The sequence below is a fragment of the Corynebacterium kroppenstedtii genome (genome assembly GCF_016894245.1).
Taxonomy (GTDB): Bacteria; Actinomycetota; Actinomycetes; order Mycobacteriales; family Mycobacteriaceae; genus Corynebacterium.
The window spans coordinates 1,412,076-1,424,195 of the sequence record NZ_CP069792.1 but is presented as its reverse complement, the minus strand read 5'-3'; the positions used below and the strand labels follow the sequence as shown (position 1 = coordinate 1,424,195).

The 12,120-nt window shown below is 58.9% G+C and carries 11 protein-coding genes; 6 read left to right on the top strand and 5 right to left on the bottom strand.

What is annotated here, in order from left to right; genetic code table 11:
• Positions 1–38 precede the first annotated feature (38 nt).
• The gene (locus I6J23_RS06245) at positions 39–359 is read right to left on the bottom strand and encodes a mycothiol system anti-sigma-R factor (protein ID WP_052292395.1); all 321 of its coding nucleotides are present in this window, start codon (positions 357–359) and stop codon (positions 39–41) included.
• 126 nt (positions 360–485) lie between these two features.
• The gene (locus tag I6J23_RS06240; RefSeq protein WP_412523806.1) at positions 486–1,073 is read right to left on the bottom strand and encodes a sigma-70 family RNA polymerase sigma factor; all 588 of its coding nucleotides are present in this window, start codon (positions 1,071–1,073) and stop codon (positions 486–488) included.
• A 299-nt stretch (positions 1,074–1,372) separates the two neighbouring features.
• On the opposite strand from I6J23_RS06240, the gene I6J23_RS06235 reads away from it, so the two are divergent.
• From I6J23_RS06235 to I6J23_RS06215, 5 genes are all read left to right on the top strand, one after another.
• On the top strand, positions 1,373–1,936 hold the full coding sequence (locus I6J23_RS06235) for an aminoacyl-tRNA deacylase (RefSeq protein WP_204582955.1): 564 nt from the start codon (positions 1,373–1,375) through the stop codon (positions 1,934–1,936).
• A 139-nt stretch (positions 1,937–2,075) separates the two neighbouring features.
• A complete protein-coding gene (locus I6J23_RS06230) occupies positions 2,076–3,539 on the top strand; it encodes a 3-phosphoshikimate 1-carboxyvinyltransferase (protein ID WP_239454852.1) in 1,464 nt (487 codons plus the stop codon).
• A complete protein-coding gene (rsgA, locus tag I6J23_RS06225; RefSeq protein WP_204581345.1) occupies positions 3,536–4,606 on the top strand; it encodes a ribosome small subunit-dependent GTPase A in 1,071 nt (356 codons plus the stop codon). Before I6J23_RS06230 ends, rsgA begins: the two co-directional genes overlap by 4 nt.
• The gene (locus tag I6J23_RS06220) at positions 4,572–5,909 is read left to right on the top strand and encodes a chloride channel protein (RefSeq protein ID WP_204581344.1); all 1,338 of its coding nucleotides are present in this window, start codon (positions 4,572–4,574) and stop codon (positions 5,907–5,909) included. Before rsgA ends, I6J23_RS06220 begins: the two co-directional genes overlap by 35 nt.
• Positions 5,910–5,926: 17 nt before the next feature.
• The gene (locus I6J23_RS06215) at positions 5,927–7,609 is read left to right on the top strand and encodes a chloride channel protein (protein WP_204581343.1); all 1,683 of its coding nucleotides are present in this window, start codon (positions 5,927–5,929) and stop codon (positions 7,607–7,609) included.
• Here I6J23_RS06215 and I6J23_RS06210 read toward each other — a convergent pair.
• The gene (locus I6J23_RS06210; protein WP_204581342.1) at positions 7,539–8,045 is read right to left on the bottom strand and encodes a DUF6912 family protein; all 507 of its coding nucleotides are present in this window, start codon (positions 8,043–8,045) and stop codon (positions 7,539–7,541) included. The genes I6J23_RS06215 and I6J23_RS06210 overlap by 71 nt on opposite strands.
• A 10-nt stretch (positions 8,046–8,055) precedes the next feature.
• Complete coding sequence (locus I6J23_RS06205; protein ID WP_041628875.1) at positions 8,056–8,466, bottom strand: HAD family hydrolase; 411 nt, start codon at positions 8,464–8,466, stop codon at positions 8,056–8,058.
• 128 nt (positions 8,467–8,594) lie between these two features.
• Between I6J23_RS06205 and I6J23_RS06200 the strand changes: the two genes are divergently transcribed.
• Positions 8,595–9,197, top strand: coding sequence for an Rv3235 family protein (locus tag I6J23_RS06200; RefSeq protein WP_204581341.1), 603 nt, complete (start codon positions 8,595–8,597; stop codon positions 9,195–9,197).
• Between the two features lie 32 nt (positions 9,198–9,229).
• On the opposite strand, the gene secA is transcribed toward I6J23_RS06200, so the two are convergent.
• Positions 9,230–11,965: a preprotein translocase subunit SecA gene (gene secA / locus I6J23_RS06195; RefSeq protein ID WP_204581340.1), complete on the bottom strand. Its 2,736-nt coding sequence runs from the start codon at positions 11,963–11,965 to the stop codon at positions 9,230–9,232.
• Positions 11,966–12,120: the final 155 nt, after the last annotated feature.

The window sequence follows — 12,120 nt, the reverse complement described above, 5'->3', positions numbered from 1 at the left end:
TCGTCTACGCAGCCGGTGGCGGAGACAGGATACCCCACTCACTCGAAACGAATTTGCTCCGTGATCGCCACGTGAATCCGGGCGCGCAACTCGCGTGACGCAGGCTCTGAGCAGCTGCGGCGAAGAAGGCTACGGACGGTTTGTTCAATCCCGTAGGCCTCAAAATACTCCGGGCAACTATTCACCCTTTCCATTAATGCCTCACGCCGCTCCGGATTACATGGCTCGTCCAGAAGATCATTCAGCTCGTCGATAATGTCGTGACAACAGCTATCGAGCGCATACCCACCGGCAGATGCTGAGGAGTCTGACGCGCCAGGCTCCTCATCCTTGGGTTCATTCCCGCAGTGATGAGTCATGGGGGTCGTTCCTTTCATACATGTGACGGTACTTATTTCGGGTTTAATTATGTATACGTACTCGTGGCGTACTCGCGGCCATCACCCGTGGTGTTAGGCACCTCAGGTACACAAGTCCATCCTGAATCAAGAACTACCTTCAGAAGATCCAGCAGGTTGGACGCCGCCTATGCCACGTTCCGAGGCCACTTCTTTTAACGCTTCCCGCAGCTTTTTTCTTCCGCGGTGAAGGCGGCTCATCACCGTTCCCACCGGAGTACCCATCACATGAGCGATCTCCTTATACGGCATTCCCTCAACATCGGCATAGTAAACAACCATCCGATTATCCTCGGGAAGATCCATGAGAGCATCGCGGATACGCTCGTCGGGAATGTTCTTTAATGCTTCAACCTCGGTCGACTCCAGCCCCGTCGAGTCATGCTCTGCGTTAGCAGCCAGTTGCCAATCTGTAATCTCATCAGTCGGAGATTCTGTCGGCCGGCGCTGTGCCTTGCGGTAAACATTGATGTACGCATTTGTCATGATGCGATACATCCAGGCCTTTAAATTCGTGCCTTCCTTAAAAGACCCGAAATTGCGATACGCCTTCATATAGGTTTCTTGGACAAGGTCCTCCGCATCGGGTGGATTTCGTGTCATCCGCAGCGCACCCGCATAAAGCTGGTCCAACAGCGGCATTGCTTGCCCTTCAAAATCGGCTTGATTAGCCACAGAGAACCTCCTCACGACGTGCACCTTGAAGACTCTCTCCTGTGCCCATACTCGCGAATAAGCCGCGTCCCCACGCGTCGTGGTTGCCAGCGAAACAACGCATGTGGTTATTCCCTACCATCAGCCGAATCCCCGACATCGATCGACACAGAACAGTCGCAACATTCGCAGTCATCGTTCCTTATCGTAACCGACATGGGGCCCACCGTGTATTCGCTGTGTGGTTCCGGACCACCGTCGACCGTCGTCAGATAGCCACGCTTTTCGCCAACTTCGGTAACGGTGTACAAATAGCAGCCATGAGTGGCAAGAAGGGTCATGCGAAATCGGTGTCAGGGAAGAAAACAGGCCGAGCCGCAACACCTGCATTACAAGTGTGCGCAGATGCCGACATCGATCATGAGGTGCGGGAATTCGACCATCACACAACCAATTACGGCGAAGAAGCCGCCGAGATGCTAGCGAACGAGGGGATCGAGGCCGACCAAATTTTCAAAACCCTGCTCATTGACCTCGCTGCCGGCAAAGAACCCAAGCCCGAACTTGCCGTCGCGGTTGTCCCCGTCACGGGGAGGCTGTCCCTCAAACACGCCGCCACCGCCTTGAAAAACCGCGGGTACGGGCACGGAAAAGCCAGCATGGCGAAGCCCAAGGATGCAGAGCGCAGCAGTGGATATATCACTGGCGGGATTTCTCCAATCGGGCAAAAGCAACCTCTTCCCACCGTTATCGACGAAACCGCCCTTCTCTGCGACACCATGTACGTCTCTGGGGGCAAACGCGGACTCGATATCGGCTTATCCCCCCAGGACCTTATTTCACTCACCGACGCCACCACCGCCGACATACTCGAAGGCCACTAGGGTCAGTCACTAGGGTCAGTCACTAAGGGCCGCCACGAGGTTCCGGACATTTTACTGTGCCCCCTCACAACGACAATCGCACCAGAACCAACCCCCGCCATGACGCACTCCTATGCAGTCCCGCACCGATAATGCAACAATGACAAACGTGAAAGCGCAGTCACCCGACACACCACTGTGGGAGGCCCCCACTCCCCGCTACCCTGTCACCGCCACCGTGACCATCCCCGGCTCCAAATCCATGACTAACCGGGCACTCATTCTCGCAGCTTTGGCGTCGGGCTCTTCCACCATCACAGGTGCACTGCGCAGCCGAGACACGGACCTCATGATCGCCGCACTGCGAACCATGGGTGTCACTATCGAAGAAAGCGATTCATCGTCAATAGACAATGACTTTCACCGAACACCACCGGCGTCCCCTACCCTTCGAGTCACCCCGACGCCTCACCTGCACGGCGCAACTATCGACTGTGGGCTGGCGGGAACCGTGATGCGCTTCCTGCCCCCTGTAGCAGCTCTCGCCGACGGACCAGTTCTTATCGACGGAGACCCACACGCGCGCAAACGCCCACTACAAACCATGGCCGACGCACTGCGTCAGTTTGGCGTCACCGTGGAGGGAGAATCGCTTCCGCTGCGGATTATGGGCTCATCAGCGGCTTCGTCGGATTCGCACTCGTCGGCCGGTGATGCGCATGCGACATACGTAGGCACCACTGAGGGGCCGCGCGGGGGAGCTATACACATTGATGCGTCCTCGAGCTCGCAATTCATCTCCGGGCTGCTTCTCTCTGCGGCGCGCTTTACTCATGGGATAACCGTGACGCACACTGGGGCTACGCTCCCCTCGCAACCGCATATCGACATGACTATAGACATGCTTCGGGACGCGGGTATTGACGTCACGACGCCAGAACCCCACACGTGGCAGGTCGCCCCTGGGGACATTCAGCCGAACCGGTGGGTTATCGAACCCGACCTGTCCACCGCCACCCCATTTATGGCCGCCGCGGCCGTCACAGGTGGGCGAGTCGTCATTCCGAACTGGCCAACCAGCACAACCCAACCGGGAGACCAATTCCGCACCATCCTGGAGAACATGGGGGCCCATTGCGAGCTCGTCGATCATGATCTCGTCGTCACTGGTCCTGATCCCTCCACGAGCCATCGCGCATCCGGTACCGGACACACCGGATGCACCGGCCTCACCGGAATTACGGTGGACCTTCACGACATCGGCGAGCTCACCCCCACCATCGCAGCTCTCGCCGCCCTCGCGGACACCCCCTCCCACCTGTACGGAATTGCTCACCTGCGTGGCCACGAAACCGACCGACTTCACGCCCTAGCCACCAACATCAACGCACTCGGCGGTCAGGTCGAGGAAACCGACGACGGCCTCATCATCACCCCGGCACCCCTACATGGTGGCGTCTGGCCCACCTACGACGATCACCGCATGGCAACAGCCGGCGCGGTCATCGGTTTGGCCGTGGCCGGGGTTCGCGTCGAAAATATAAGAACCACATCGAAAACCTTCCCCGACTTTGCACGAACCTGGCTAACAGCCACGAAGTCTGCAGAAGGCGGCCCTGAATGAGCGCTCGACGACGCCCCTCACGCGACTGGGATGAAAGCGATGTCCATATTCGCCCAGGTAAAGGCTCCCGGCCACGCACCAAAGACCGCCCCTCCCACAAGAACGCACAGTGGGGCATGGTCATCACCAAAGACCGCGGACGGTGGGGCGTTGTCCTTGACGACACGCCCGACGGCTCCCGCACCATTGTGTGCATGCGTGCCCGCGAACTCGGACGAACTCCCATCGTCGTCGGAGACCGTGTGGGGGTCGTCGGTGACACATCAGGAACTCCGGGGACGCTAGCGCGCATCGTAAAACTGGCCGATCGACACTCCATCCTCCGACGCACCGCGGACGACAATGACCCCTACGAACGCATCGTCGTCGCCAACGCCGATCAGCTGCTCATCGTCTCCTCCGTCGCTGATCCGCCTCCCCGGGCGGGCTTCGTAGAGCGCGCCCTCGTTGCAGCTTTCGCCGGTGGCATCTCCCCCATACTGTGCCTGACTAAGAGCGACCTCACCGATCCCGCACCCTTCGCGCGCGAATTCGAGGATCTAGACATCCGGATCGTTATCGCTGGACAAGATGACGATATTACCGACGTCCAACGCCTGACGCGCGGTCACATCACAGCGCTCATAGGGCACTCCGGTGTCGGCAAATCGACCCTCGTCAACCGCCTCGTACCGAACGCTGACCGAGCTACCGGAGAAGTGTCCGGCGTCGGCAAAGGAAAACACACATCGACGCAATCGGTAGCCCTCTGCCTCCCCGGGAGCACATCGCCGAACACGACGGCAGACGAATCAGCCGATCCTGGGTGGATCATCGACACACCAGGAATCCGCTCCTTCGGACTGGCCCACGTCGACCCCGATACGGTCATCGCCGCGTTCGAGGACCTCGCCGAGCTCATCACCGACTGCCCGCGAGGATGCACCCACATGGGGCCGCCCGCAGACCCCGAGTGCGCGCTCGATACCGCCACCGGCGCAACCGCCCGGCGCGTCCACGCGATCCGATCCGTCTTAGAAACCCTACGATCCAATGACGAGTGGGACCTCAATCGGGATGACTCGTAGCCGCCACCTTGCTGTCCTCAGTCTGTGCGTTGCCGGGATCGCTGTGCTCACTGGCATATCCGCAGCACTCCTCACCATTCTTTTTCTCGCCGTGGAGAAACTCTCTTTCGGTGCCGACGAATCCAGCGCTCCAATTCCTACCGACGTCACCTCTCCCGGCCGCATCCTGACCGTGTACATCGCGTCGGGTGTCGTCGGAAGTATTGCGTGGTGGAGCCTCCAGCGCTGGGGGCGCCCCCAGCCATCGGTGCCACGATCGCTCGACGGATACCACTCCGTCATTCCTGAGACCAGCGCAAACGTGGCCCTTCAGGTGGCGCAGGTGGGCACTGGAGCTTCCGTGGGGCGGGAAAATGCACCGCGCGTGGCTGGCGCGCTATGGGCCGATCGTGTGGCCGCATGGGCACGGATGTCTCCCGAGCTCCGTCGACTTCTTATTGCGTCCGCCGCGGGCGCGGGACTTGCTGCGGCCTATCGCGTCCCCCTGGCCGGTATTGCATTCGCGATCGAGTTGTGCGGAGTGAGCATCCGGCTTAGCAAAGTCATCGTCGTGAGTGCGACTTGCCTCATAGCGACCGCCATATCTGCTCTTATCGAACCTACCGGGCTGCAATACAGCGCGCCACACGTGGCTTGCTCATGGACTACCCTGTTGGTCGCCATACTGATGGGTGTGATCATTGGCCCTCTAGGTGGTGCATTCCGCCGCCTTGCTCGTTGGTGTCAACGCTGGGCCACCCACGACGCTCGCGTGCTGTATCGCATGCCTGTGGGGTTCGCCCTGGTCGGTATCGCCGCCATGAGTTTTCCCGCTCTTGCTGGCAACGGAAAATACGCGGCGGTATCAGTGTTCGATGCGTCGATGGGCTGGAAAGCTCTAGTGCTGTTGTGTGTGCTCAACGTCGTCGTCACGCTCATTAGCCTCGCCAGTGGAGCGTTGGGCGGGATCCTGACTCCGAGCTTCTCTATCGGCGTGATGGCGGGGGGATTAGCGGGCATTGCTCTCTCGGGCGCCATGAGTACCGTCGGAAATGCCATCACCACGGCCGACGTTCTCACTGAGAGTGTCAACGGAACACCGATCCTCGCCTGCGCTGTCCTCGGCGGGGCAGCATTCCTGGCGACGGCACAACGCGCTCCCCTCTTCGCCCTCCTCATCACCGCGGAATTCACAGGGCAAGGGCTCTCCAGCATTCCCGCCATCGCCGTCGCGGTGATCGTCGCAAGTCTGCCCCTGATCTACCCCACATTGAGTAAAAAATGTCGCGGGGCAGGCACCTTTTCTTTCTTGACACGCCAGTGAACCCTTAACCTATTTTCATGTGGTGGCGCAGGGCGGTGAACAACTGGCAACAGAGAAACACGCACGCCACCGACTCGTCGTGCGAACATCCCCTCCGCACCCGCTTGCGGTCGTACTCCATCGCGTCGGCCGGCGATGATGACATTTCGCAATTCCCGCCCGTGCCCACCTCCAGCGTGTCACGGTCCCCCATCGGGCTCGTCGCCGTCTACGCCACCATCATCGGGATTATCGTGGGGGCATTCATCGCCGGAGTGGCCCAACTGATCTTGTTCACTGAGCGGTTGGTGTACGGTTCCGACCATCAAAACGAGATATCTCCACTTGATTCACTCGGCCCCACTGTCAATTTGCTCATTCACCTTATTGCTGTCGGATTCATCTCAGGGGTGGGGTGGGCAGCGTTGCATTGGAAATCCACTAGACGCGTCTCTATCCCACAGGCTATGCAGGGCAGTACGATGCCCGTCGGCTCCACACTTTCCAGCTCATTGCTGCAAATTATCAGTGTTTCTGCGGGGGTTCCGATTGGTCGAGAGCAGGCTCCCCGTCAGATTGGGGCGCTGATAGCGTCAGCCTTCTCACGGCTTTGGGAGGTCGATAGGCGAACTCTCCGGCTGCTCGTTGCGTCGGCCGCCGGAGCAGGCATGGCAGCGTCATTCCACTTACCCCTGGCCGGCGCTCTGTTCACTATCGAGCTGCTCCTCGTGTCTGCCTCCGTACGGTCGGTGGTGACGACGATGACGTGTTCTGTGGTAGCGACAACGGTCTCAGGGCTCCTAGGAGCACCGCGAACCACCTATAACGCGGCCCAATTAAACGAAAGTGCACTGACCTTACTCTGCGCTATCGTCGTCGGTTCTATAGCAGGCCTAGCCGGCGACTATTTCGCGCGCCTGGCCCATCGAACATCTGCGCGGCCGGTTTCTGCGCGGTGGCAATGGCTGGCCGTGACAGGTGTGATGGCCATTGTTGGGGTTCTATCCCTCTTTTTCTTGGGGTCTAGTGGGAATGGTGCATATTCCGCCAACCTTGCGCTCACCGCACAGGTGACACTCGGCGGAGCCATCGCAGTTTTTATCATCCGGCTGGCGGTAACTTGTGCGAGTTTCTGGGCGGGCGCCGTCGGAGGGATTCTGACGCCCTCCTTCGCCTTGGGTGCCTTACTCGGATGTGCTTTGGGCTACGCAGGGCAATGGATGTTCCCCAGCATCGATCCCCGCGCGTGTGCCCTACTAGGCGCGGCCGCATTCCTCTCGACGACGATGGCCGCACCGCTATTTGGGCTGGTCGCAGCCGTCGAGTTCACCAATCAGGGTGCCGACGGTTACCTCGCCATGTTCGTCGCTGTCATTGCTGCAGCGCTCGCTGTCCGCGCGACACAGAAGGGCCAAAACTGGCTATTCCGGCGCACTGTCACACCCAATAAGGCCGGCGTCGCCACTGCTCAGCACGGGCCCTTTGCCGACGATATGCGGTCGCAAAAGGCTGCTCGACCGTCACGAAGCACTCACACCACAGAGCCAGGCTGGCATCGGGTTGAAAAGGTGATGGAAGACGGCGCCCAGGATCAGGGCACGCACTTTCCGTCAGCAGGATCTCCGCCTGCAGGATCGGCGTCAGCAGGTTCTACAACAGCTGAGCCACCATCGACAGCTCCTGAGGGTCATACCAGGCGAGATCGTGATCCTCGCAGTTAGCCAGGAGATGTTCCGCATCGTCATCGCCCAGGTCGGCTTCATCAATGACACGTAATGCCTGCGCGGTGTCATCTTCGGCCTGCTTAACATCGATATGAATGGACGCAAGATCGTCGGCAGATAATGTCGGTGGATCCAATCGCACCGTTGATTCGCCCGCCGTCGGATCCGGAGTCACTGTGGACTCATCCACCTCAAAAGTGAGGATGACGCGACGGTGAGGAAACCGGTCTTCATCCCCCACCGATAACAAGCGCAAGGAGGCCCGACCTGCATCTAAGTACGCCTGGTAGCCCAGCTCTTCGTCGTCTCCCGACGTGAAGTACTCGCGCAATGCCGGGGTGACGGCAAAGGCTACACCGCTACGTACTGGAATGGATTTTTTCTCCGCCAGCTCCTGCAACGCACTGAATGTAGCCGGCACATAAATCCGCATTGTTGCCAACCTAGAAGTCACCATCCAGACCGAACAGGCCCGTTACCTGCACAACCGTCCGGTCAAACTGCTGGTACAGCACTCCGACCATCCCGGATTCCACAGCGCCCTTGACATTTTCAATCGAATCATCCACCAGAACACAATCATTCAGTGGAAGTTCAATGGCATCGGCGGCTGCCTGGAATACTTCCTCCGACGGCTTATCGGCGCCGACTTCGCCGGAAAGGACGACGGCATCGACGGTGCCAGAGCGTTCCCACTCGCGGATGGGATCTGCTTGGGGTCCGCCGGGATCATTCGACAAAATAGCGGTGGCCACGCCATTTGCTTTCGCTGCTTGGAGCAGGGCGCGCCACCGGTCCGCGTCCTCCTCGGACACGTCTAAAACGCCACAATAATCCACAATCAAACCTCTCATGTCGCACTATCGTAACCGAACTTCGGGTTCGATGCCCTGTCTCAGTGTGGGCGTGGCATAGATAGCTGTGGACGTGACGTTTATGGCGGCGGATGGAACCATAAGCGCATTTTTACGTCGAACCAACTATGAGCACCGCAACCACCATGACCTCGGCAGCAGATGCGATAGCCACTCGGCAGGCTCGACATATAACTGAACCGGGCTGGCTAACGCCCATTCCAGGGTTCACCTTGTTACATCAGGCCACTCGCCATACAGCTCTGGATGCCGCCACGTACGCGGATACCAACGACTACGTGGAGGATCCCCCAGCACAACCTGTCCTTCTTACTCCGACACCGTCTGAGACCAGTGACTCACCGATTCCGCTGGCAACCCCCACCGCCGTTATTCGCAGACTCGTTACCATCGCCCTCGAGACCGCGAGTGGCCACCGACCTCCATCCAAGTTATCCCCTGAGGATTTCGCCCCTGTGGTTCGGCAATCGCTTACGACGCTATCCCGATTGAGCAGTAGCCCCCATGCACCCGTCGTGGCGGGGCGCCTCATCATGGTTCATTGCTCAACGAATGAGATGGAAGGAGAGCGCCCCCGCTTTGTTGAATTCTGCGGGACGTGGCAAGCACGACTCCCCCGCTCCCACCAGCCAGGGCGGGTGCGAATACTGGCTGGTAAGGCGGCCAAAACCCGGTCGTCCTACCGGGTGACGACACTCCGGTTTATGTGACCACTGAGCCCTCTATACAGGAGGGCACGCGACTACCGGGCATGACGTCCACTCTTGCGCTGGGCCCGTGCAGCCGCGCGACGCTCACGGCGGTTCTTCGGCTGGGCCTCTGCGTCACCCTCATTGACTGCCGACGCAGAACCGGTCTCATCCGGCCCGGAGTAGCTCATCTGCACTTCCTGGCGCTCGCCCGCGAAGTCTGTCGCATCGACTTCGCCGTCACCGTTGACATCTGCATTTTGCTGCATCTTATTAGCTTCGATCTGCTGGCGAACCATGAACAGCTGCCGGACGGCCTCTTCCTTGATGCCGTCCTCCATCTTGCGGAACATGTCGCCACCCTCGCGCTGATACTCAACAAGGGGATCGCGCTGAGCCATCGCACGCAAACCGATACCCTCTTTGAGGTAATCCATCTCGTAGAGGTGTTCACGCCACTTCTGATCCACGACGTTCAACAGGGTGTAGCGCTCCAGGTTACGCATCTGCTCGTCGCCACCGATGGCCTCGACGACCTTCTCAAGGTCCTCGTACTGGGCCAACGCGTCGTCAATCAATGCCCGACGCAGATCTTCGACAGGAAGCTCCCCCGCCGGACCGTATTCAGACGAATCGATAAGAGACTGCCAACTCATCGTCGGCCCATAGAGGCTCTCCAGGGCGTTCCACAATGCACCCAGGTCCCAATCCTCGACGTACCCGTCGGCTGTTTCTGCGTAGACGTACGCGGAAATGGTGTCGTCGATCATGGCGCGAACTTGGTCGCGCAAATCCAGGCCTTCGAGAATCTGACGACGTTCTGCGTAGATGACTTTGCGCTGGGAGTTCATGACTTCGTCGTACTTCAAGACGTTCTTCCGCATCTCGAAGTTCTGGCTTTCGACCTGCGTCTGCGCACTCTTGATGGCGTTCGTCACCATTTTCGCCTCAATCGGAACATCGTCCGGCACGTTAAGGCGATTCATCATGGCTTCCATCGATGGCCCCACGAACCGCGTCATCAGCTCGTCACGCATCGACAGGTAGAACCGCGTTTCACCGGGGTCGCCCTGTCGAGCACAACGACCACGCAACTGGTTATCAATGCGGCGGGACTCGTGACGTTCCGTGCCTAGCACGTACAGGCCACCCGCTTCGCAGACCTCCTTCGCTTCTTTCTTCGAGGCATCGCGGACGCGTGCAATCTCCTCATCCCACGCTTGCTCGTACTCTTCGGGAGTCTCTACTGGGTCAAGTCCCCGCTGACGCAGATTAATATCCGCGATAATGTCCGGGTTACCGCCGAGCACGATGTCCGTACCACGGCCAGCCATGTTCGTGGCGACGGTGACCGCACCCAATCGGCCGGCCTGCGCAACAACCTGCGCTTCTTCCTCGTGGTGCTTGGCGTTCAGCACACTGTGCCGGACACCTTTCGACTGCAGCAGGTGCGATAAGTACTCGGAGCGCTCGACTGAGGTCGTACCGACCAGCACCGGCTGCCCCTTCTGCACGCGCTCTTCGATGTCGTCGGCCACAGCGCGGAATTTCGCTTCCTGCGTCTTGTAGACCAGGTCACTCTTGTCGATACGCTGGTTGGGCCGGTTGGTCGGAATCTGGTTCACGTCGAGCTTGTAGATCTGGTGCAGCTCAGACGCCTCAGTCTCCGCGGTACCAGTCATGCCGGCCAGTTTGTCGTACAGGCGGAAGTAATTCTGCAGGGTAATCGTCGCCAACGTTTGGTTTTCCGCTTGAATTTCTACACCTTCTTTGGCCTCAATGGCCTGGTGCATACCTTCGTTATAGCGACGCCCCGACAAAACACGGCCCGTGAACTCGTCGACAATAAGAACCTCACCGTTGCGGACGATGTAATCCTTATCGCGGACAAAGAGCTCCTTCGCCTTAATGGCGTTGTTTAAATACCCAACTAATTGCGAATTCTGGGGTGCGTACAAGTTATCGATGCCCAGCTGATCTTCGACCAGCTCAACACCTTCCTCGCGAATCCCGACAGTTCGCTTACGCTCATCCACTTCGTAGTGAATATCACGGCTCATCCGGGGCACAATCCGCGCGAACGCCGTGTACCACTCCGACGTTCCCTCTGCGGGACCGGAGATAATCAGCGGGGTACGTGCTTCGTCGATAAGAATGGAGTCAACTTCGTCGACGATGGCGTAATGGTGACCACGCTGCACCAACTCGTCCAGGGAGTGGGCCATATTGTCGCGCAGGTAGTCGAAGCCGAACTCGTTGTTCGTGCCGTAGGTAATGTCCGCGTTGTAGGCCTGGCGGCGCTCCTCCGGAGTCATGCCAGAGAGAATGACATCAACTTTAAGGCCCAAGAAACGGTGAACACGGCCCATCCACTCCGAGTCACGTTTAGCCAAATAGTCATTCACCGTCACGACGTGCGCGCCCTTGCCCTCCAGCGCATTGAGGTATGCGGGAAGCACACAAGTCAAGGTCTTACCTTCACCGGTTTTCATCTCGGCGACGGAACCGAAGTGTAAGGACGCAGCGCCCATCACTTGCACAGGGAAGTGCTTTTGTCCCAGAACTCGCCACGACGCTTCACGAGCAGTGGCGAAGGCCTCCAAGAGCAGATCGTTGACCGTTTCGCCATCTTTCAGGCGCTGTTTGAATTCATCGGTCTTCGCGGCCAATTCCGCGTCACTCAACGCTGCATAATCATCTTCAAGGGCGATGACGCGGTCTGAGATGTTTTTCAGCCTTTTGACGGCGCGTCCTTCGCCAACACGGAGGATCGAGGAGAGTCCAAGCACAGGGAATGGTCCTTTAACAACTGTCGATTAATGGATGGATAATGCTACCAGCGAGTGTATGCCCCACCAGGTGAGCATGAATAACACAGGCAGTCTACTCGGTTGGCAGTATACGGTGTTGACCACTAGCGGGTGAACCACGCCAACTTATCTGC